This window comes from Paenibacillus sp. V4I3, assembly GCF_030817215.1.
GTDB lineage: Bacteria > Bacillota > Bacilli > Paenibacillales > NBRC-103111 > Paenibacillus_E.
Genome location: NZ_JAUSZA010000001.1, coordinates 2,422,890 through 2,444,939 on the forward strand (window position 1 = coordinate 2,422,890; position 22,050 = coordinate 2,444,939).

The following is a 22,050-nucleotide window of genomic DNA, read 5'->3' on the forward strand; positions in this document are numbered from 1 at the left end:
AGGCATAGTCATGCTGAACCGGGTAACATTTTCAGAAAAAAGCTTCGATTCCATCAATTTGATTTTCTTGACTTTCCTGATGATCATTACGATATATCCTATTGTTTATGTGGCATTTGGCTCCATTAGTGACGCTGGAGCTTTGATGGGGCACAAAGGCATTTTGTGGCGGCCGCTCGGATTTTCACTGGATGCTTACACAAATGTGTTTCGAAACCCCATGATCCTGAAAGGATACGGGAATACGTTTTTTGTTGTGCTGGTGGGTCTGTTTTTCAATATCGTGCTTACAGCATTCGGGGCCTATGCGTTATCAAGGAAAAGCTTGGCCTACCGTAAACCGCTTCTGCTGTTTATCGTGTTTACCATGTTTTTCAGCGGTGGATTGATTCCTCTCTATTTGACGATTAAAGGAGTTGGATTGGTCGATTCGTTGTGGGCGCTCATTATTCCTCAAGCGATTAACACCTTTAATCTCATTCTGATGAAAACCGCGTTCGAAGCGATTCCTGATGCGTTGGAGGAGTCGGCTAAAATAGATGGCGCGAATGACTTTGTCATTTTGTTCCGGATCATTTTACCGCTTTCCATGCCGGTTATTGCCGTTATGTTATTGTATTATGGCGTCAGTCATTGGAATTCATGGTTCAATGCTATGATTTTCTTGCAGGACCGATCGCTCTATCCGCTGCAGCTCGTGCTGCGCGAAGTTTTGCTCCAAGGGGAAGCAAGCTCAAACTTAGGGGCTTCGGATGGCGCCTCGGCCATGCTCTCAGTTACATTGAAATACGCGACCATTATTGTGGCAACGGTACCGATTTTGCTTGTATATCCGTTTCTCCAAAAATATTTCGTCAAAGGCGCTCTGATTGGAGCGATTAAAGGATAGAGGAGGCTGCTTCAATGAATGACATAGAATGGGAACATTTTATGGCCGACAATGATATGGAATGGGTTGTGAAGCCTGTCAGTTGGGATGAAGGGGCCTTTATTGGTAATGGTTCGATCGGCGCGATGGTATATGGGGAGGAAAATGCGACAAAACGGCATGTACTCCGTTTTGTCACGGGACGCACAGATGTAACGGCAAACCGGACCGACAAACCGGGCTTCCCTCCACGCGTACCTATTGGTGAGCTTGATCTAGAGATGGAAGGCATGATTTATCATCCGACGAGCATGCGGGTGGACTTATGGAACGCGGAGCTTCGTGCTAATTTGACGACGACCCGTGGCGAGGTAAAGCTTCGTTCCATTGTCCATAGCGAGGAACCGGTTATGGCTGTCGAGATCGAGACATCAGAAGGGGAGAGCGCTACACAGTTTGCGTGGTACGCCTACCTGGAAGTTGATCACGTGCTGAAAAATGCGGATGGCTTCAATTTAAATCAATATATACCTGCGATTGATGTGGAAAAAACGGCAAGAGATGGCGTGAACCTTTGCATTCAGCGATATTCAAGCGAAGATGGGTGCGTGACTGCCTGGAAGGATATCCAAGTGTCGCCGAATCGCCGAATTTGCTTCATATCCGTTATTAAAGGGCATAACGAAGCTGCAATTGGTAAAGCAGTGGATGCGGTTGTTCAAGCCTCTATCGTTGATTTCGATACATGGGTGGGCGTTCACCGTCAGTGGTGGCACAACTATTATCGGCAAAGCTTCATCTCGGTTCCGGATGGGCGGCTCCAAAGCTTCTATTGGATACAAATGTATAAGTTGGCTTCAGCCACACGTGCGGATCAGCCCTTGATCGATAATCAAGGTCCGTGGCTTACTTCAACGCCATGGCCGGGTGTTTGGTTCAATATGAATGTGCAAATGAGTTATTCACCGGTGTATACCGCGAATCGATTGGACATCGGGATGTCGCTGGTTCGCGCTTTAGATGAAAACAGAGAAAATCTAATAAACAACGTTCCGGAGTCCTGCAGGCATGATTCCTCAGGACTTGGTCGCAGCTGCAGCTATGATTTGCTGGCTAAGGTAGATGATGAAGTAGGGAATTTAAACTGGATTTGCCATAATGTGTGGCGGCAGTATCGATACAGCATGGATGATGAGATGCTGAACACCATCTTATTTCCTCTTTTACGTAGAAGTGTGAATTATTATCTTCACATTCTTGAAGAAGGCGATGACGGTAGTTTGCATCTTCCGCCTACCATTTCACCTGAATATGGCTCGTTTATGAAAACGAAGGTACGCGATTCTCATTACGATCTTGCTTTATTACGCTGGGGCTGCCAAACCCTTTTGGAAATATGTCAGCGGCTGACTGTGGAAGATCCGCTTACCGGGAAATGGAAGGAAGTTCTGGAAAGGCTGACTCCGTTACCTGTAGATGAGACGGGATTTATGATTGGACAAGACACGCCTCTAGCATACGGTCACCGACATTTCAGCCATCTGCTTGCGATTTTTCCACTCCATTTGATTGGCTGCGACAATGAAGAGGATCGGAAGCTGATCACAACCTCGCTTCGTCATTGGATCGGGAAGGAAGGCGACTTACGCGGCTTCAGCCTTACTGGGGCGGCTTCAATAGCTGCTATTCTCGGTTGGGGAGATGAGGCCTTGCGTTATTTGCAATCGTTGATGTTGATTATTAAACCGAATACAATGTATAAAGAAGCAGGACCTGTTATCGAAACGCCATTTGCCGGTGCAGAAGCGATACACGACATGCTGCTTCAAAGCTGGGGAGGCAAGATACGGGTATTCCCAGCTGTGCCGGGCGAGTGGCAAGATGTGTCTTTCGAAAATTTGCGAACCGAAGGAGCATTTTTAATCAGCGCTGTACGTCGTGACGGTGAAACCCAAATGATTCGAGTGAAGAGTTTGGCCGGGGAGCCGTGTAGCATCAAGACAGGCTGGAACGGAGTAATTCGCTGGACGATATCCGGGACTAAAGTTTCTGAGCATACCGGATATGTAAAAGCGGGTGAAGATGAAATCGTTTTGGATTTGAGCAAGGGGGATGAAGCGATCCTTTCCCGAGGTGCTGAGACGCCTGACGGGCGAATCTTTCCCGTGGAATCACCGCGGAAGGTTGCCCGCTATTTCGGTGGACATAAGCCTTGGCGTCTTTACGGATTTTAATGATTAAATTCAGAGTAGGAGGATGTGCAAATGGGAGTGCCATTCAAGCAAGGCGATATCGTATTATTTCAAGGTGACAGTATTACGGATGCCGGAAGGATTAGAGATAATCCGTCCGATTTGGGCAAAGGGTATGCCTTGATGACGGCAGCCCAGTTCGGTTCTTCTTTTCCGGAAAAACAGGTCACATTCCTGAACCGGGGGATTAGTGGGAATCGAGTGAAGGAACTGCGTTCTCGTTGGGAACAGGATTGTATCGAACTGGGGCCGAGCTGGGTATCGATCTATATCGGTATTAACGACTGCTGGAGACGATATGACAGGAACGATCCTACATCTGCGGAACAATTCGAAGAAGGTTACCGGGAACTGCTTGTCCGTACGAAAGAGGAGCTCAGGGCTAACCTTATTATGATCGAGCCATTCGTACTGCCAGTGCCGGAAGACCGGAAGTTGTGGCGTGAGGATCTCGATCCCAAAATAACTGTCGTCCGGGAGTTAGCACGGGAATTTGGTGCCCTTTTGGTTCCTCTTGACGGTATATTCGCACAGGCCTCGATGCTCGCACCCTCCAGCTACTGGGCGCCAGACGGCGTACACCCGTCACCGGCAGGGCATGCGCTAATAGCCAAAGCTTGGCTTAAGGCAGTCGGGGCGGCACAATAAGTGATTAGCCCTTATATTTGCGTTCATTGTAAATGAAGAAAAGCCCCTGAGTTGTCAGGGGCTTTTCCGTATTGATGCTCCGCCGAATGCGGAAGGGGAAAGGCGAAGAGGCCATTAAGCCAGCGATTCCTTCACAACAGGCTCAGTTAGCTTATAGCCAACGTTCCTGATGGTCATAATATATTCCGGATTGCGTGCGTTGTTCTCAATTTTATCTCTCAAATGAGAGATATGCACATCGACGATTCGGGTATCTCCGAGGAAGTGATAGTCCCAAACCCCATGGAGAAGCTGCTGCCTGCTAAGGACTTTGCCGCGATGCTTACACAGGAAGAGCAGCAGCTCGAATTCCTTAGGTGTAAGTTCAATAGGAGAGCCATTCACCATGACTTCACGTTGATCGGCTTTAATAGCGATTTGACCAATCGTGATGGGCGCATTTTCTGTCGAGGACGGTAAGGTTTGGATTCGCCGATGGATGGCCTGTATACGAGAAATGAGCTCCTGCGGTGAAAAAGGTTTGGTCATATAATCGTCAGCACCGTTATCCAAGCCGGCAATTTTATCCGTGAGATCCTGCATAGCTGTAAGCATAATAATGGGTACGAGGTTATTCTGGTTTCTAAGCTTGCGGCACACTTGGAACCCGTCCATCTTCGGCAGCATTAAGTCGAGAACGATGAGATCGGGGCGAAACGTTTGGATGGCATCGAAGACAGCTTCGCCATCGAATACACAATGGACTTCAAAGCCTACAAGCTTCAAGTTGAATTCTATAAGCATGGAAATGGAAGGTTCGTCATCAACAACTAGGATTTTCTTTTTCATCGATGGGTGGACTCCTTTTATCGAGGATAATTCTATTATGACAGCGCTCTATCATCGAGATATTAAGATAAAGTTAACCCTGTGTAAAATTGCATTCCGTATTCGCTTATAATAGGATAGAGAATGAGGTGAATTTGACAGAGATGGCATTTCATATTGTATTAGTAGAACCCGAGATTCCTGCAAACACAGGTAACATTTCCAGAACCTGCGCAGCGACAGGCACGTATCTCCACTTGGTTAGACCACTAGGCTTTCAGACGGATGACAAGACGCTAAAACGCGCTGGATTGGACTATTGGCACTCGGTTAAGCTCGAGTATCATGACTCATTTGATGAGGTGCTGGAGGCATACAAAGAGCATCGTTTTTTCTTTGCGTCAACGAAGGCAACCAAACGTTACACAGATTTTACATTTCAGGATGGAGATTTTTTTGTATTTGGCAAAGAAACCAAAGGACTTCCTGAGGAACTGTTAGCTCAGCATCCCGAAACATTACTGCGGTTGCCAATGTCAGATGCGGTCAGATCGCTTAATTTATCGAATTCGGCAGCGATTATGCTGTATGAGGGCTTGCGGCAGACGGGCTTCGTTGGCCTTGATTAGAGCTTAAGACCTATCAATAGTAGGACTGAGCCGACATATTTGACAGGAAAAGAAAGTTTCAGCATGTTATTAGCAGGAGTTTCTTAAATAACGGCGAATAGTATTCCGTATCAGTCCGTATAGATATGCTAGATGAAGTAGAGAGCATGGAAAACGTGAGCGGAAGAGAGGTGAAGTCCTATGATGAAGCCAGCCGGAGTCGTTCGTAAAGTCGATCAATTGGGACGCATTGTACTGCCTAAGTCGTTAAGAAAGCGATATCAAATGAATGAAGGAGATCCTGTCGAAATTTTGGTGCAGGGTGACCATATCATACTGGAGAGATATCGTCCCAAATGTGTGTTTTGCGGAAGTATGGAAAGTGTCAGTGAATTCAAAGAGCGTTATATTTGCGGCGTATGTGTAACTGAAATGAACTTGCTAAAGGTTAGAGCATAAGAGTAATAAAAGAAAAAGCATCGTTTCTCCTAACGGAGAAGATGCTTTTTTTCTTGTATTTCAATGTTTACAGACCTTTTGTTTTGTCCTCGTTATAGGAAGCCGTCATCATAGCGACGATGAATAATACAAAAACGGTGTTAACGAGCCAAAATGTTGTTGATAAACCAAACATTGCTGCACCTCCATATATAGGGATCTTTTAGCCTGGTAAAAGTCTCTCTGCTTTGGGATCTTTGAGCATAGTTAAGGCTTATTATACCCAACCATTCTAAAAAAAGAAACGAATAAAGTGTGAATAATTTCGGTTATTTAAAAAATAGAAAGTTGGTGGCTAGCGGTCTAAGCTTCCCATCAGATGGCCGATTGATGACGCTGCCCCCCATGACTAAAGTGGTAGAGCCGCCCCCATCCAAGTTATACGCATCCACAATGCCTAATTGCTGCATTTTGTCCTGCAGCTCAGCAAGTGTTGCTCCCGAATTACCGCTTTCGTCATAGCCGTCGGTCACAATAAACAACAGCTGGTCGTGCTTGTAGTTGGCCATGATGGTCCGCGCGGCTCTTGCTGGTGAACTTTGCCACTGATAGGGAATCGACATCTTGTTACCATTCTTCAGGAGAACCGGAACGAAGGTAGATCCCATGAGTGGGTTCAACTTGTCGAGCTCAGACTGAGAACTAAACTTACCGCCAATGAGCTTGCGGTCTTTATTCAGGCCAATGAAGGTCGTATCGTTGTTGGTAGGAAAGAAACCATTCACATACTTCCCATTCATCATTGTTGTGTCCAGCGGATATCGTTTGCCTTTATTGTCATCGGCGAAGCCCCCTGCATTCACACCCGCGATAGCCCCATAACGCGTGACTGCATCTAGCGTTGTCTCACTGGAGCCAATTTTATCCTTGCCGAGCACAAGTTTAATGGCCTTATCGCTCTTAAGGTTTACTTTAAGCGCATAACCTTTATAGTTGCTTTCATTCAAAGCGAAAAGTTTCAAGTCGATATTCCCGGAAGAAGCTTGTCGAATTGGGCTGCCGAGCTTGGCCGTTATCCGTGCATCATAGATAATGCCGGGTTTGGCAGCTTGTTCTGCAGCATTCTGGAGCATAGCCGCTACTTCTGTGGCGCTTTTCTCATAAAGCTCGAAATATTGCTGAATGATGGATTTGGTTTGAACTGCGTCGCTATTCGCTTTGGTCAGCAAGTTATTAAGCGTAAACGTTTCTTGTTGAAAAGTGATTGGCGTAGACGCCTTATGTACCAATGGGTTGATAGGAACATTCGCCGTAACGAAAAGCAGCCAAATTAGCATCCCCAGAAACGGGGCGCTTGCAAGTAGAAGGACGCGGTTGATTTGTTGAATGCTATTTACGTTCATTACTTTAGCACATCCAGATTTTTTTGCAGTTCTTCCAACTTCTTCTTTACGTCGGCAAGCTGTGTATAAAGCTGGTTGCTGTTATCGGTTTTGCTGTTAGCGCTGTCCTTCGTGAAAGCCAGTAATTCATTCAGTGAGTCTACTTTTGTCTGTAAAGCTTTCATATCTGTCGTAACACTATCTTTCAATTGGGTCACTTGCTTCTGATAGTCTTGTTGAACCACTTGCAGTTGTTGCTGGGTTTGCTGTGCGATATCGGTTGCAATTTTTTGCCTCAAATGCTCTGTGTACATCATAGCTGCGGCTACTCCGATTGCGATCAGCATGACCCAACCCACAAACAAGTATACGTACGTTTTCTTTCTTACCTTCGTAGCCTTCGAAGCAGCGCGAGGGAAAGAATTCGCAGTCGTAGTCTCGATGGGCATGTTCATGAAAATCACCTCTGATTACTAGTATAACATATTCCATATTTTTTACAGAATTTTAGATAGAATTCGCCGTTTTTCGATATTCATTTGGGGTGAGTCCCTCTAGTTTTTTGAAAACTTTGCTGAAATATTTCTCGTCCTGATAACCGACCATCTCCGCTACTTGTGAAATCCGAAGATATGGATTGCGCAGCAGGACCTTTGCTTTACTCATGCGAATTTGACCTAAGTAGTCAGAAAGATTTACCTCGAACTCTTGTTTGAATTTCCGTGAGATGTACTCGCGGCTGAGGTAGAATCGATTCGCGATATCCTGAAGCGAGACATCTTCGTGATAGTGCTTCTCAAGGAACTCTGCGATTTCAAAAATAACGCTTTTGTCCTTCTGCTGACTCTCAAGAAGCAGCTTCGACAAGTGAACAATACTCCGAGTGAGTTCCTGCTGCCACAGTGATAGAGATAGGATCCCATGCTCATCAAGCGGAACGATCAAACTGGATGGCTCATCAAGGAGCAGCTGTTTAACCTGATCTTCACTAATGTTATAGAAAAATTGCTGCACCCAACGACGCTTCATCACCCTGTATTCCCGCCACCAATGGTCGAGCTGTTCGAGTGTAATGGCTTCGCTCAGTTTGACGGCGTCCATCCATTCTTGAACCGTTTCTTGAATTTGGTCAATGCTGCCACTGCGAATAGCGAGTTGAATCCGTTCCTCATATTGGCTGAAAGTAAGCGCAGGCTGAACGGTTTTGGCTGTTTTTAATGTACTGTGAATCCATGTTTCCTTGGATTTGAGATTTCGCTGTCTGAGGGCATCACGGGCTTCCTGATAGGATAAAGTCAAATCCGTTGGAAAGGAGTGAGAGCTTCCAATACCGAAGTCCACGCGAGTATGAAGCGCTGTGCGTATACCTTCATTAATTTTTGCGAGAAATGCCTCAGAGCCAGATTGATCCTTCCATAGAAGCAATACAATTTCGTTATCGCTGTTCCAATGGCGGAAAGCATAACCGCGCTGATCGTTAACGAGGAATTCATTACATATGTTAATAAGCGAGAAGAGCAGGAGGTCCAGATTATGACTGAACTTGTTCTTCACACTGCGTTCCATCGTATCTAAGGATAAAATAGCAACACGGCATTCTCGAATAGTCCGAGATAAATGAAGCTCTTTCTCGAGCTGCTCGGCCGCTTGATCATAAGCGGAGGGTTCGGCAATTAAGTTCGATAGCAGCTTGTCCCAGTACATGGGCTTAATTTGGTTCATTTCGATATTCAGTTCTCGATTGGTATGACGAAGCTCCTCATCCTTATTCCAAGCGTGGATGGCTTTATCTAGCGCTTCATTTAACTGCTCGGGATCAATAGGCTTCAATATATAGTCCGTTCCGCCATACTTTAACGTATGGCGAAGTAGAGAGAAGTCGTCATGACCGCTAATAACGATCGTCTTCGAGTCAGGAGCATGCGTATGCAGCCACTCGAGCAATTTTACGCCATTCATAATTGGCATCATCATATCGGTCATAATAATCGCAGGATGATCACGACTTACGATCTCTATGGCCGATTCACCATCTTGGGCTTCTAATATAGTTTCTATGCCGTACTGCTTCCAGTCCACAAGCAGGCGGATGGCATCGCGCACATGTTTCTCATCATCAACAAGTAATACTTTCATTCAAGTGCTCCCTTTTTCATAGGAATATGGATCACAATCCGTAGACCTTGGGGCTGTACATGCTGGGCATCAAGAAATGCATCATCAGTGAAGTACAATTGTACTCTGGTCAGTACATTACTAAGCCCAATACAAGCCTCATCGGTTATCGATGGGGTATTCAGTCTGTTTCTTACTTCGTGGAGCCGGTGCTCGGTTATACCTATTCCGTTATCCTCAACGATGAGTTTCAAGTATTCATCCTCATGAACGATAAGCTTCATTGCTTGAATACGTAATAAGCCCGTAGCTGCACTCGGTTTAAAGCCATGTTTGAAATAGTTTTCGACAAGCGGTTGAAGGATCATCTTGGGTACAGAGATTGCTTTCGTGCTTTCTTCGATCTCGTAAATAACTTCGAATTGGTGCTCGAAGCGCTGCTTTTGCAGTTCGAGATAGGCTTTAATATGATCGATTTCTTTGTGTAAAGGAACGACGGATTCATTCGTGTTCATGCTGTAATGCATCATTTTGGCAAGTGACGAAATCAAAGCATAGACCTTTGGTGCATCATGCTGCAAAGCTAGTGTTCCGATCGATTGGAGCGCGTTATTCAAAAAGTGCGGATTGATCTGAGCTTGAAGTGCCATAAGCTGATTCGATTTGTTTGCAAGCTCAAGACGATATTCACGCATCACCATTTGATTTAAATCCTGCATAAGGCCATGGAATCGATTGGCGAGAATGCCCATTTCATCCGTACGAGTGAGCTCGATATCGGTATTCAATTGGCCTAACTGAACTTGTCCAGCCTGTATGCGTGTGATATAACGAATTAATTGTTTGATAGGCTCTGTAAATTTAATGCTGATATAAATGGTTCCGGCAATGACAATCAACATAAACAGAGTAAGGATCAAAGAATTAATTAAAGTTAACTGTCTGGCATTTTTCGTTAATTGCTCATAGGGAAGCCGCTTCACGATCGTCCAGTTAACATAGTCAGTTTTCATTTTTTCATAAATATTTATCCCCGCATAAGCGCCGTTTTTCCATTCATAGGAACCTTTTTGGAGATCGCTATAAATCGCCTCATTCCCCCAACTTGCTTCAAGAGGTTGTCCCCATTTAGACACATCAGGACCGAACACGATGAACCCCTTATCATCCAGGATATACAGTTCTTCTTGGTCATGGGTGAATAAGCTTTGAGATATTTCAGAGACTAGATTCAGCTGAAGATCAATTATCAGCTCACCAATTGAGATGTTACTTGGGGAGTACATAACTTTACGATGCATAGATAGGACAGGGGTTGGAGCAGAATACACATTAAGTGCAATATTGTAATTATGGCTTGCATGAGTGGTTTCAAAATAAACGGTTTTGTTCTCGGGGAACTGCCGAAGAGATTCATATTTACCGATCGTGCTTCCTTGAATGTCGCTGCTCGCTAAATAAGAACGGTCGCTAACGGAGGCGTAAAGATAAATTTGTTTGATCTCTTTAACCGAATGGGACATGACCTGCAGCCCGCTTTTGATAACCTTATCACTCATGTAGTCGATTTCTCGCTCGGTTTGCAGAATATCGTAAAGATAACCAACAGATGAATACTGACCTGTATAAATCGTAGTAGATGCCTGGACAACACCATTTAAGTAATTCAACAAATTCATTTTTGCTTGAGATATCAGGGCCGAATTATTCGTAATTGTGTCTTCTGTGACTTTGTCCTTGGTGAATATATAAGAAACAACAATGGATGTAGTGAATGGAACTAAGGTCGCAATGAGCAGAAAAAGGATTAATTTATTGCGTATACTATGACGAAACAAGGTGCATCAACTCGGTTTCTTTTTAGACTTTTCACCCTATATTGTAGCAGTAGAGGTCAACAAATTCCACCTAATGCATCACGATAATCTGTGTTTCACGAAGACAAAGGGATTTATACTATAGCTTATAGTTAGATAATCGTAAGGGGGAAATTCCCATGAAAACCAACAAAGGGTTAGCAGGACTTCTACAACAATGGGTGTTTGTCGGACCCGCGCTGATCTTTTTCGCACTCATTGTTGTTACTCCTTTTCTCATGAGTATTTATTATTCATTTACCGAGTGGAATGGTGTGACAACAACCGTGAAGTTCAACGGCCTAGACAATTTCAAACACCTTCTTTTTCATGACACAGACTATCGCAACGCATTCTGGTTTACAACAAGAATCACCGTGACGGATGTCATTCTCACGAATCTTGTCGGGTTTCTTTTGGCGCTCTTGCTCACTCAGGCACTGAAAACCAGAAATGTACTGCGTACTATTTTCTTCATGCCGAATGTTATTGGTGGACTTCTTCTTGGTTTCATTTGGCAGTTTATTTTCGTCAAAGGGTTCGGGACGTTAGGAGAATTGACCAATATTAGTTTTTTCCAACTTCCTTGGTTGGGTGATGCACCTACAGCCTTCTGGGCAATCGCCATCGTTAGTATATGGCAAGGTTCGGGCTACTTAATGATCATTTATATTGCGGCGCTTTCGAATGTGCCCAAAGATATGGTTGAAGCGGCTTATATCGATGGTGCTACGCGATTACAAGTGCTTAAGAACATTATCATTCCACTCATTATGCCGGCTGTTACCGTATGTTTGTTCCTGACAATTTCATGGAACTTCAAGATGTTTGACCTGAACTTTGCCTTGACCAAAGGTGGACCGTTCAACTCAACAGAATCCGTTTCCATCAATATTTATCAGGAAGCGTTCCGGAATAACAACTATGGTTTAGGAACAGCAAAAGCATTAGTATTCTTCGTTGTAGTGGCCATTATTTCGACCATCCAAGTCATGTATACGAAACGCAAGGAGGTTGAAGTTTAATGGAATCGGTCAAAAAATACTCAGGACGATTATTTACACTCGAGGTGCTCGGCATCTTAATAGGACTTTTATTTTTAGTTCCTTTCTACTTCGTCATCGTTAACTCACTTAAAACATTCCCGGAGCTGGCAGCCAGCACTGCGAAGCTTCCGTCAAGCTTATATCTTGACAACTATACGAAGGTATGGACAATCATGAAGTTCCCAAGTGCATTTCTGAACTCTTTCATTATTACTGTGTTCAGTAATGTAGGGCTTGTGTTGATTAGTTCCATGGCCGCTTATCGAATGGTGCGCAAATCAAGTAAATTCAACAACCTTGTATTTATAGCTTTCGTTGCTGCAATGGTTATTCCGTTTCAATCTATCATGATCCCGCTTGTGCGTGTAGCTAATGAAGTTGGACTAATGGATAGCAAGTTCGGCTTGATTATTTGTTATTTCGGATTCGGTGTTTCACTGAACGTCTTCTTGTTCCATGGTTTTATTAAATCCATTCCACTTGAAATTGAAGAGTCAGCCACTGTGGATGGATGCTCGCCGTATGGGGTATTTTGGCGAATTGTTTTCCCTCTGTTAAAGCCGATGTCCACGACAGTCATTATCTTAAACAGTTTATGGATATGGAATGATTATCTGCTGCCTTCACTCGTGTTAAATAGCCCAGAACTGAGAACAATACCTTTAGCAACGTTTTCTTTCTTTGGTCAATATACGAAGCAATGGGATTTGGCCTTGGCTGGTCTAACACTTGGCGTTTTGCCGATCGTTATTTTCTTCTTAGCGATGCAGAAACATATTGTTGAAGGCATAACGGCAGGATCGGTAAAAGGTTAACAGTTTTGCAAATATGTTCAAAATCTTCCACCTTTATGTTCAATATTCTCTGTGTTAAGGGTTTAAGTAAGTGTTTACAATAAACCATGTAAGCTGATGACGAGCTAACGAAACGTTATCAGGGTAAGCTGATTGAAACTAAAAGGGAGGCTTTACCTAAATGAAAAAATTAACAATGATCAGTATGGCGGCTGTACTTTCACTATCTTTAGTTGCCGTTGGCTGCGCGAAGAAAGAAACAGCGCCAACTCCAACAGCAACAACGGGTGGAGCGGCAACAGCAACACCTGCTGCAGGCGGTAAACCAGTTACAATTAAAATGTTCCAATTCAAAGTAGAAATCGCCGATCAACTTGGCAAATTAATTCAAGAATATCAAAAGCAAAATCCTAATGTTAAAATTCAAGTTGATACAGTAGGCGGCGGTGCTGACTACGGGGCAGCATTGCTTGCGAAGTTCAACTCAGGTGACAAACCGGACATTTTCAACAACGGTGGTTTCTCGGATATGGATAAATGGATCGAAAACTTGGAAGATCTTTCCGATCAACCATGGGTTAAGGATCTTGTAGACGTGGCTAAAGAGCCAATGACGAAAAACGGTAAACTATATGGACAACCGCTGAACCTTGAAGGTTATGGTTTCCAATACAATAAAGACTTGTTTACACAAGCTGGCATTACCGAATTACCAAAAACACTTACACAATTAGAAGATGCGGCTAAAAAGCTTCAAGCAAAAGGAATTACACCTTTTGAAACCGGCTATGGCGAGTGGTGGGTACTGGGTAACCACTTCGTAAACCTTCCGTTTGCTTACCAAAAGGATCCGAATGCCTTCATTGATGGCTTGAACAAAGGAACAGCAAAAATTCCGGGTAACGAAGTATTTAACCAATGGACAAAACTGTTTGATCTACAGTTGAAATACGGTAACAAAAATCCGCTTCAAACAGATTACAATACACAAGTAACTGACTTTGCTACAGGTAAAGCAGCAATGACGCAGCAAGGTAACTGGACACAAGTTCAAATCACAAAAACAAACCCGAACATCAAAATTGGCTTCTTGCCAATGCCGATCAACGATGACGCTGCAGCGAACGATAAATTGTTCGTTGGTGTACCAAACAACTGGGTTATCAACAAAAACTCTGCTGTGAAAGACGAAGCGAAGAAATTCTTGAACTGGATGGTAAGTTCCGATATCGGTAAGAAATACATTACGGAAGAATTCAAATTCATTCCTGCATTCAAATCCATTCCTGCTGACGAGAAAGTTTTAGGACCTTTGGCAGCTGACATTATCGCTTACAGCAAAGCTGGTAAAACACTTAGCTGGAACTGGTTCAAATTCCCAGGCGGCGAAGCTTCTAGTAAAAAATTCGGCGATATTATGCAAGGTTATGTAGCGAAGAAGTATACGAAGGATCAAATGCTGGAGGAATTCCAGAAAACTTGGGATAGCCTTAAGAAGTAACTCAATAATGGGTGGTAATAAAGCCTCAGCGCCAATGCTGAGGCTTTTTGCTGTTTAACAGAAAAGGAATAGGCTGTTACAATAAAGAAGACTGGAGGTCTATGATGATAATAAGAATCAGGTCTTGGCTGCATAGCAGAGGAAATTCACTTCCGCGTGAGAAGCAATTGTCGCGTGAGGCCGTAATTTCATTAATTATTCATTCTATTTTTCAGTTTGGAGCTTCCATGTCGGGCGTGTTCTTAAACTTATACTTATGGCGGTTAACGCACAGTGTCGTAGTGAATGGTACATACAGCATGATCGTTTTCATCTTAACACCGATTGGCTTTGCGCTTGGTGGTCTCATGATTAAGAAGAAAGACCGAATGGTATCGTATCGTCTAGGTATCATGCTCATAGGTCTTTTCTATTTGAGCGTCATTCTAGCACAAGAGAAACTGGTCGAGTATTATATCCTATTTGCTATTTTTAATGGTCTTGCAGGTGCTTTTTACTGGGTAGGTTATTTAACCCTGATGTATGATGTCTCTAACGAACAGAACCGGATTCGGTATCTTGCATTTAATATGATTTTTTTCACAGCAGCAACCTTAGCGGGACCGGCGCTTGCCGGTTTCATTATCCGATTAAAAGAAGGACTTAGCGGTTACACCATCGTCTTCTCAATCGCATTCTGTATGTTCTTGCTAGCGGCGCTGATTTCATTGAAAATTAAAGCTTCAAGCGGGCATCATAGAGTTTATTACTTGAAGATGACTGGTCTTATAATGAAGAAAGAACGTGACTGGTTGAAAGCGTTGTTTGGATTTTTGGGAATGGGTTTGCTCCAAGGGACGATGCTTTTCTTACCGAATATTCTACTGTTCAAAGTGATGCCGCGTGAAGATATTGTGGGCTATCTCGGTGTATTATACTCAAGTCTATCGATCGTAATGGGCATTTTTATATCTAAATATGCAAACGCTAGTAAAGCTCGTCTTTATTTAGCCATATCAACACTCGGCTACCTCATTGGTGTATCTTTTTTACTAGGAAATGTTAATGTGTGGACGGTTGTAAGTTTTATGATTTTGCATTCTATCTTCGCGCCGCTGCAAGGGAATACAATGACTGGCTATTATTATGGCCTCATTGCGAAGCTGCCGCTTAAAGGCCAATTGAAAGTAGAAAGTGTGGTTGTTCGGGAGTTTTTCTTGAATGTTGGACGTGTGATTTCAATTACCTGTTTAATCTCGTTTGGCAGTGATTTGGATGGGGGCTGGATTCCATGGATTTTAATGATGGCAGCGATGTCACAAATGGCCCTTGTATGGTCGATTAAGAATCAGTGAGCTGAGCATGAAAGCGCGTTAACTCGGATATCCTAGGAAGTAGATGACAGGAGAAGAGGACGTGCGGTTATGGAACAGTATGACAGCATGATTGTTGGCGGAGGTATTGCCGGACTTCAAGCGGCAATTCAATTAGGAAGATATGAGTATCGCGTACTTGTCATTGATGCGGGCTATGGCCGGTCTACACTATGTAAAAGTTATCATAACCTTTTGGGGTGGCCAGATGGTGTATCGGGTGAAGAACTACGTCGATTAGGGAGGCTTCAAGCGGAGAAGCTGGGTGTTGCTTTCGCTAAGGATGAAGTTGTACAAGCTGTAAACAAAGGTAAACCTGGGGATGGATTTGAGTTATGGGGGAAGTCGGGTAAAGGATATGAAGCCCCGACTTTACTACTGGCGACAGGACTTCTGGATCGCATTCCTGAGCTGCCCAAACTGAAAGACTGTCTTGGGCTTACTGTTTACGTCTGTCCAGATTGCGATGGCTATGAGATTAAGAACAAACAGACCATTGTGATGGGTTCTGGTGATTCCGGAGCGGGAATGGCTCTGACGCTGAGTGCGCGTACGGACAAGCTGACCTATGTGAATCATGAGCAGAAAGCTGTGAAGAGCGAGCTGCTAGTAAAGCTGAAGGAAAAGAGAATCACCTATGTCGCGGAAGATATTGGGGAGGTGATGGCTGAAACGAATGGCTTATTTCGCGGTGTTGTTTTGGCAAATGGGGAACGAATCGGTGCGGAGCGCGGGTTTATAGCCTTCGGCGGGAATGAAGTGAAGTCGGATTTGGCCCGGCAGTTAGGCGCGGAGCGAATGGAGAATCGCCACATTGTAACGGATCCTCGCAGTAAAATGACAAGTGTGCCATTCGTCTGGGCAGCAGGGGACGTGGGTGTTCATGCCGAGCAAGTGACCATTGCCATGGGCGAAGGAGCGCAGGCAGCTATTTGGATGAACAAAGCGCTGTTGATGTTGAAAGAAGAAGCGAACATACATCGAGTTGTTGTTCGCTCTTAAGGGTTTAAAGTAGATAGGATAGTAGACGAGTCTGACGTCTCCGATGATGGAAAAGCAGTTACAACATGGGCATATTCCGCTAACGCTTGCTCCCCAAGTGGGGTGATATGATAAATGCCGCGGCTTTGGCGTACGAACCAGCGGTAGTAGTTTTTTTGAAGCAGGGAGCTCACGGCTTTATTGCTCGTGAAATCGCGAAGCTTACGAGGACTGAGTGGTCCATGCTGTCGCATTAGGTAGGCGCAATGAAGCGATTTTTCGCGGTAGGCAGTCATGAGTTTCTGCTGAGAGCTGCCTCCGACATTGTAGTCCCCACTGCGTTCATGAAATTCATTTACGACTTTCAATGCAGCCCGCTTATTCGGGCGTAATAGATAGGGAGTAGGCTCGCAGACGAGATCCACTGCGGGCTGTTTGCGTTTGAAGAATTGAACGGTCAGGACACCTAAGCCGAGCATGCGGCATAAACGTCGAATCTCTTCCCATTGCAGTCGATGCGGCGCTCGTCCTTTATTGGGAAGCTCGAAAGCGACATAGACTTGATCCGTCAGCCGCAAACGATCGATGCCTTGCACGAGGAGCGGAATATTGAAGCTTTTTTTCAATTCGACAATGATTGGCGGCTCATCACCGCGAATAGCGACTAAGTCGCAATGCTTAACCTCGGCGCGAACGGTGTAACCTCGCTGCTCGAAATATTGTTTAATTGGAGCGTAAAGCTCCGTTTCTGTTTGGATAGGCATGAGGTTAGTGATCTCCTCTCTAGTTACAATAATTGCAGCCAGAATGTGTTCAATTATAGCATAGCTTTTGCTGGAATAGGGGAAGAATCACTTGTACGTACATGTTGGAACGGAACGGTAGAGCCAGGAGACAGAGGAGGATGCGTGTGATGAGTGAGATATTGGATGTCTGGATAGGAAAGAGTATTGATTGCGCTTGCGGGTTGCGGCACGAAGTGCCGATTCGGCGCATCATTATTGAACGGGATGCGCTGGCGCAGGTGAAGGTAAGCCTCAGCGTGATTCGCGAGAACGCGATGGGGGAAGTGGCGGCCGATGAAGAAGCGATTGTCCAGGTGATGCTGGACACGCCGCTTTCATCGAAGATTTTGCTGGCCGTGGGTGCGGGCACCGTCCACGACATCGTGCGCTTCGTGGCGCATCGTACGAAGCGTCCGTTCTTGTCTGAGCCGACGGCGCCGTCGGTGGACGGATTCGCGTCAGTGGGCGCTCCGCTCATCGTCCGCGGCTTCAAGCAGACGATCCCGGCCTGCGCGCCGGAGGCGATCTTCGCCGACCTCGCGGTGCTGGCGAAGGCGCCGCAGGCGATGATCGCGGCCGGCCTCGGCGATATGCTCGGCAAGCACACTTCGCTGGCCGACTGGTCGCTTGGCCGTGTGCTGCTCGGCGAGCACTATTGCGAGCTCAGCGCTCGGTTGACTTTGGAGGCCGTAGAGCTCTGCACGGCTCAGTTGGCCGAGATCGCGCAGCGCACCGATCTCGGCTTGCTCCGGTTGATGGAAGGCCTGATCCTATCGGGCCTTTCCATGCTCTTGGTCGGCCACTCGCGGCCGGCCTCTGGGGCTGAGCACCATCTCTCCCATTACTGGGAGATGGTGCTTCTGCAGCAGCGCCGCCGAGCGCTGCTGCACGGCGCGAAGGTCGGCGTCGCGACCGTGCTCATGGCGCAGCGCTATCAGGCGCTGCAGGGGCTCACGGCCGACGAGGCCGCTGCGCGCCTAGCGCAAGGCCATGTCCCCAGTGAACTTACGGATGCGGAGCGCATCCGGCAGGTCTATGGGGACATGGCCGAGATGGTCATCGCCGAGAATTTCCCGGCGAATGGCACGGCTGTTGATGCGCAGGCGCTGAAGGCGCGCATCGCGGAGAAGTGGGGCGATGTGCAAGCCATCGCCCGAGCGGTCCCTGCACCGGCGCAGCTCATCGCTTGGCTCGAGGCCGTGCAGGGACCGGTAACGCCGGAGCAGCTCGGTGTGGAGCCGGAGCTGGTGGAGGCGTCCCTGCAGGATGCGCTTTTCGTGCGCAACCGATTCACGAACCTACGTTTACAGCGTCTGCTGTAGACGCTTTATCTTTATAAAAGGCTGCCCTCAAGTAGATAGATCTACCTACTTGAGGGGCAGTCTTTTTTTTGGACCTTCAGGTACATCCGAATTGGGTTTCAGAACGAAAATTGCAAATCCATTGGAATAAATCCAATGAAATGGTCTCTCAGGCTGTGAAAATCGTAATTCCATTGGATTTATCCAACCAAATGGCTGGTTTATCGTCTGGAGACGGACTTCTATTGGATTTAATCCAATGAAATGGACTCTCGGGTTGCAAATTGCATGTTTAGCTATCGTAATTTACTACAATAGCCCAATAATTTAGCACATCCAATTACAGGACTATAGGTAGTAAAATTTGGATACTATCCTGCCGAACTATAGTCTTTCCGGTTATGTTCATCCTTCGTGTGAAAAAGTGTAAAAAATCACAACCTGACTTAATTTTTGCCATCCCGCAATGTGGAATTGTTCTCTATACTGGTAGCGTATGCAAGACGGTTCCAAGACAAGAAGGAGGGCAATATGAAATTTGCTAATGAGAAAGTCAGCGATATCCAAATCGCATATATTGGTGGAGGCTCGATGTATTGGGCGAAAAATCTGATTGCCGATCTGGCGCTTGATGGTCAATTGTCAGGTACTATTCGTTTGTACGATCTTGATTACGGCAAGGCCAAAAATAATGAAAAGCTGGGTAATTCGGTTTCCGATTATACAGAGACGAAATCCAAATGGACTTACAAGGCGTATCCGACGCTCCAAGAGGCGCTTAGCGGATGCGATTTTGTGTTTATCTCGATCCTTCCAGGATCATTCCGGGAAATGGAATCCGATGTTCATGAACCGGAAAAATACGGCATTTATCAAGCCGTTGGCGATACGACTGGACCTGGGGGTCTTATCAGAGCACTTCGCACCATTCCCATGTATGTGGAAATAGCACAAGCGATTGAGCGCTTTTCACCGGATGCCTGGGTGTTCAATTACACGAATCCAATGACACTCTGTACACGGACACTTTTTGAAGTGTTTCCAAAAATTAAAGCACTTGGCTGCTGCCATGAGATTTTCGGTGTGCAAGGACTTTTGATACGTATGCTGCGCGATATGGAAGGTATTGAAGGTGTGCATAGGGATCAAGTGAAAGTGAATGTGCTGGGCATCAATCATTTTACTTGGATCGATCAAGCGACGTATCAAAATATGGACTTACTTCCGATGTATCGAAAGTTTGTTGATACATATTTTGAATCCGGATTTGAGCACAACAAAGATGCTTGGGTCACGAACACGTATACGGCCGCTAACCGCGTGAAGTTCGATTTGTTTCGGCGCTTTGGCGTTATTGCAGCGGCAGGTGATCGCCACTTGGCGGAATTTATGCCTCCTTGGTATTTGAAAGATCCGGAGACGGTTCGTTCATGGAGGTTCGGCTTAACGACGGTACAAAGCCGAGTCGAAAAGCATGCAGCAACGGAGCTTTTTTACGGTAAGCTGCTTAGTGGCGAGGAGAAGCTGCCTCTTAAGGCATCAGGAGAAGAAGAGGTCAGACAGTTAAAAGGTCTAATCGGACTTGAACAATTCGTAACTAATATTAACGTTCCCAACGTTGGACAAATGAAGGGAATTCCTCTGGGCGCGGTTGTAGAAACGAATGCTGTGTTCTCAGCGAACAGTTTGCGTCCGGTCTACGCGGGCGAGCTTCCGATGGAAGTGGGTAATCTGGTCTTGCAACATACGATGAATCAGGAGCTTATTTTGAAAGCTGCTCTTCAAAAGGACAAAGACTTAGCATTCAAGGCGTTTATGAACGATCCGCTTGTGAATATCGATATCCACGATGCCGAGGTATTGTTCGATAAGATGCTGCAAAATACGAAAGCTTATTTGCCAGGATGGAACATCTGATGGCGGGCCGGCCATGAGTGCAGGATTAAAGTTATTCAGCGAATCCGCCTCCATTGATCCGCAGGATGAGAAGGCCGTTCGCCGGATGATTTTCAAATTGGCAGGTCCATCTTTGACGGAAATGCTGCTCATGAATATGACCCAAATGGTGATGATGATCCTGGTTGGACACCTCGGGGCCATTGCTTTGGCGGCTGTGGGCTTAACAAGCCAACCTTATTTATTATTGACTGTCCTTTTTGCAGCGCTTAATACAGGTACAACCGTCATCGTCGCCCGTTCGACAGGAGCGGGGAAAATGGGGGACGCGAATCTGGCCGCAGGGCAATCGCTTCTGCTCGGTACCATTCTGTCTGTTCTTGTTGTTGCACTTGGAGTCACCTTTGCCCAGAGCATGCTCCATTTGATGGGAGCCAGCGCTGAGGTCGTTCAATATGGAATGCCATATGCGAAATTAATGTTTTTCTCCATTGGCTTCTCTTCTATCTCGTCTGCTTTATCCGCTATTCTACGAGGGGCGGGAGACACACGGACTCCGATGAAAATCAACGTGCTGTCAGGATGCGTCAATGTTATCCTCGGGATCGTGTTGATTTACGGTCACCTCGATTTTCCGCAAATGGGTATTACGGGGGCTGCAATTGCCACCTTAGTGGTTCAGACCGGGGCCATGATTTGTTTTATAGCCGTCATGTTCAGCGGAAGATTTGCAGTTCGCATTGGCTGGTCGGATATAAGCCGTTTGGATAAGGCTATGATCAGCCGCATGTTGAAGATAGGGATACCCAGCAGTCTTGAGCAGCTTATTATGCGTTTAGGGATTATGACGTTTGTGAAAATTTGTGCTGGACTCGGGACCGTTGCAGTTGCGGCATCACAAATTGTAACGAGCATTATCGGGATCTCGTTTATGCCGGGGGCTGCTTTTGCCATCGCAGCTTCTACGTTAGTTGGACAAACCCTTGGCGTAAGTAAACCGGACCTCGCTGAGCGATATGTGTGGCAAGTCAGAAAGTACAGCATGTTCGTGGCCGGTTTTATGGGAACGCTTTTCATCTTACTTGCACCCCATATCCTCATGCTGTATACGAATGACGAGACGATTAATCGCGAAGGGGCAGGGGCACTTCGGATCGTAGGTTTTTTTCAGGTATCTCAGATATCGCAGTTTGTTCTTGGAGGAGCGTTAAGAGGAGCAGGAGATACCCGTTACCCCTTATATTCGACATTCATTGGCGTGTGGGGAATACGGGTTGTACTTAGTTATTTATTTGTTTACGTCTTTCATTGGGGCATGGTCGGATTATGGGGTGCTGTTGCTTGTGATCAATTTCTCAGATCTAATTTGATTTATTTTAGGTTTAAACGCGGGGCATGGAAGCAACTAAAGGTTTAATAC

20 protein-coding genes are annotated in these 22,050 nt (G+C 45.6%); 14 read left to right on the forward strand and 6 right to left on the reverse strand.

What is annotated here, in order from left to right:
* Window positions 1–10 precede the first annotated feature (10 nt).
* The 3 genes from QFZ77_RS11235 to QFZ77_RS11245 are packed head-to-tail and all read left to right on the forward strand — an operon-like array spanning window position 11 to window position 3,768.
* On the forward strand, window positions 11–889 hold the full coding sequence (locus tag QFZ77_RS11235) for a carbohydrate ABC transporter permease (RefSeq protein WP_307439433.1): 879 nt from the start codon (window positions 11–13) through the stop codon (window positions 887–889).
* A gap of 14 nt (window positions 890–903) precedes the next feature.
* Window positions 904–3,102 carry a glycosyl hydrolase family 95 catalytic domain-containing protein gene (locus QFZ77_RS11240; protein ID WP_307439434.1) on the forward strand — a complete coding sequence of 733 codons (2,199 nt, stop codon included), beginning with the start codon at window positions 904–906 and terminating at the stop codon, window positions 3,100–3,102.
* Window positions 3,103–3,132: 30 nt separating this feature from the next.
* Entirely contained in the window at window positions 3,133–3,768 is a 636-nt protein-coding gene (locus QFZ77_RS11245) for an SGNH/GDSL hydrolase family protein (protein WP_307439436.1), read from the forward strand.
* 114 nt (window positions 3,769–3,882) lie between these two features.
* On the opposite strand, the gene QFZ77_RS11250 is transcribed toward QFZ77_RS11245, so the two are convergent.
* The gene (locus tag QFZ77_RS11250) at window positions 3,883–4,596 is read right to left on the reverse strand and encodes a response regulator transcription factor (RefSeq protein ID WP_047677301.1); all 714 of its coding nucleotides are present in this window, start codon (window positions 4,594–4,596) and stop codon (window positions 3,883–3,885) included.
* Window positions 4,597–4,739: 143 nt separating this feature from the next.
* Between QFZ77_RS11250 and trmL the strand changes: the two genes are divergently transcribed.
* Together trmL and QFZ77_RS11260 are read left to right on the forward strand one after the other, a co-directional pair.
* Window positions 4,740–5,204 (forward strand): tRNA (uridine(34)/cytosine(34)/5-carboxymethylaminomethyluridine(34)-2'-O)-methyltransferase TrmL, encoded by a 465-nt coding sequence (gene trmL, locus QFZ77_RS11255; RefSeq protein WP_171691913.1) that lies wholly within the window; start codon window positions 4,740–4,742, stop codon window positions 5,202–5,204.
* 183 nt (window positions 5,205–5,387) lie between these two features.
* On the forward strand, window positions 5,388–5,642 hold the full coding sequence (locus QFZ77_RS11260) for an AbrB/MazE/SpoVT family DNA-binding domain-containing protein (protein WP_047677456.1): 255 nt from the start codon (window positions 5,388–5,390) through the stop codon (window positions 5,640–5,642).
* A 308-nt stretch (window positions 5,643–5,950) separates the two neighbouring features.
* Here QFZ77_RS11260 and QFZ77_RS11265 read toward each other — a convergent pair whose 3' ends face one another.
* From QFZ77_RS11265 to QFZ77_RS11280, 4 genes are read right to left on the reverse strand one after another with little or no spacing between them, the layout of a single operon-like run.
* Window positions 5,951–7,024 carry a phosphodiester glycosidase family protein gene (locus tag QFZ77_RS11265; protein ID WP_307439441.1) on the reverse strand — a complete coding sequence of 358 codons (1,074 nt, stop codon included), beginning with the start codon at window positions 7,022–7,024 and terminating at the stop codon, window positions 5,951–5,953.
* Window positions 7,024–7,458, reverse strand: a complete 435-nt coding sequence (locus QFZ77_RS11270; protein WP_047677233.1) for a hypothetical protein — start codon at window positions 7,456–7,458, stop codon at window positions 7,024–7,026. Before QFZ77_RS11270 ends, QFZ77_RS11265 begins: the two co-directional genes overlap by 1 nt.
* A gap of 52 nt (window positions 7,459–7,510) precedes the next feature.
* Complete coding sequence (locus QFZ77_RS11275) at window positions 7,511–9,139, reverse strand: response regulator (protein ID WP_307439444.1); 1,629 nt, start codon at window positions 9,137–9,139, stop codon at window positions 7,511–7,513.
* Window positions 9,136–10,956, reverse strand: coding sequence for a sensor histidine kinase (locus tag QFZ77_RS11280; RefSeq protein ID WP_307439446.1), 1,821 nt, complete (start codon window positions 10,954–10,956; stop codon window positions 9,136–9,138). Before QFZ77_RS11280 ends, QFZ77_RS11275 begins: the two co-directional genes overlap by 4 nt.
* 158 nt (window positions 10,957–11,114) lie before the next feature.
* Between QFZ77_RS11280 and QFZ77_RS11285 the strand changes: the two genes are divergently transcribed.
* The 5 genes from QFZ77_RS11285 to QFZ77_RS11305 all read left to right on the forward strand — a co-directional run bounded on the left by QFZ77_RS11285 (window position 11,115) and on the right by QFZ77_RS11305 (window position 16,669).
* A complete protein-coding gene (locus QFZ77_RS11285; RefSeq protein WP_307439448.1) occupies window positions 11,115–11,999 on the forward strand; it encodes a carbohydrate ABC transporter permease in 885 nt (294 codons plus the stop codon).
* Window positions 11,999–12,835: a carbohydrate ABC transporter permease gene (locus tag QFZ77_RS11290; RefSeq protein WP_307439450.1), complete on the forward strand. Its 837-nt coding sequence runs from the start codon at window positions 11,999–12,001 to the stop codon at window positions 12,833–12,835. Before QFZ77_RS11285 ends, QFZ77_RS11290 begins: the two co-directional genes overlap by 1 nt.
* A 160-nt stretch (window positions 12,836–12,995) precedes the next feature.
* Window positions 12,996–14,315, forward strand: a complete 1,320-nt coding sequence (locus QFZ77_RS11295; RefSeq protein ID WP_307439452.1) for an ABC transporter substrate-binding protein — start codon at window positions 12,996–12,998, stop codon at window positions 14,313–14,315.
* A 101-nt stretch (window positions 14,316–14,416) separates the two neighbouring features.
* Window positions 14,417–15,649 (forward strand): MFS transporter, encoded by a 1,233-nt coding sequence (locus QFZ77_RS11300; RefSeq protein ID WP_307439453.1) that lies wholly within the window; start codon window positions 14,417–14,419, stop codon window positions 15,647–15,649.
* 69 nt (window positions 15,650–15,718) lie between these two features.
* Window positions 15,719–16,669, forward strand: coding sequence for an NAD(P)/FAD-dependent oxidoreductase (locus QFZ77_RS11305; RefSeq protein WP_307439455.1), 951 nt, complete (start codon window positions 15,719–15,721; stop codon window positions 16,667–16,669).
* Here the strand turns inward: QFZ77_RS11305 and QFZ77_RS11310 are convergent.
* Entirely contained in the window at window positions 16,666–17,412 is a 747-nt protein-coding gene (locus tag QFZ77_RS11310) for a DUF2161 domain-containing phosphodiesterase (protein ID WP_307439456.1), read from the reverse strand. The genes QFZ77_RS11305 and QFZ77_RS11310 overlap by 4 nt on opposite strands.
* Before the next feature lie 149 nt (window positions 17,413–17,561).
* Between QFZ77_RS11310 and QFZ77_RS11315 the strand changes: the two genes are divergently transcribed.
* The 4 genes from QFZ77_RS11315 (at window position 17,562) to QFZ77_RS11330 (ending at window position 22,047) form a co-directional block, all read left to right on the forward strand.
* Window positions 17,562–18,755 carry a sn-glycerol-1-phosphate dehydrogenase gene (locus tag QFZ77_RS11315; RefSeq protein WP_307439458.1) on the forward strand — a complete coding sequence of 398 codons (1,194 nt, stop codon included), beginning with the start codon at window positions 17,562–17,564 and terminating at the stop codon, window positions 18,753–18,755.
* Window positions 18,756–18,823: 68 nt separating this feature from the next.
* A complete protein-coding gene (locus tag QFZ77_RS11320) occupies window positions 18,824–18,997 on the forward strand; it encodes a hypothetical protein (RefSeq protein WP_307439461.1) in 174 nt (57 codons plus the stop codon).
* A 268-nt stretch (window positions 18,998–19,265) separates the two neighbouring features.
* On the forward strand, window positions 19,266–20,651 hold the full coding sequence (locus QFZ77_RS11325) for a family 4 glycosyl hydrolase (RefSeq protein WP_307439463.1): 1,386 nt from the start codon (window positions 19,266–19,268) through the stop codon (window positions 20,649–20,651).
* A gap of 13 nt (window positions 20,652–20,664) precedes the next feature.
* Window positions 20,665–22,047, forward strand: a complete 1,383-nt coding sequence (locus QFZ77_RS11330) for an MATE family efflux transporter (protein ID WP_307439464.1) — start codon at window positions 20,665–20,667, stop codon at window positions 22,045–22,047.
* Window positions 22,048–22,050 lie beyond the last annotated feature (3 nt).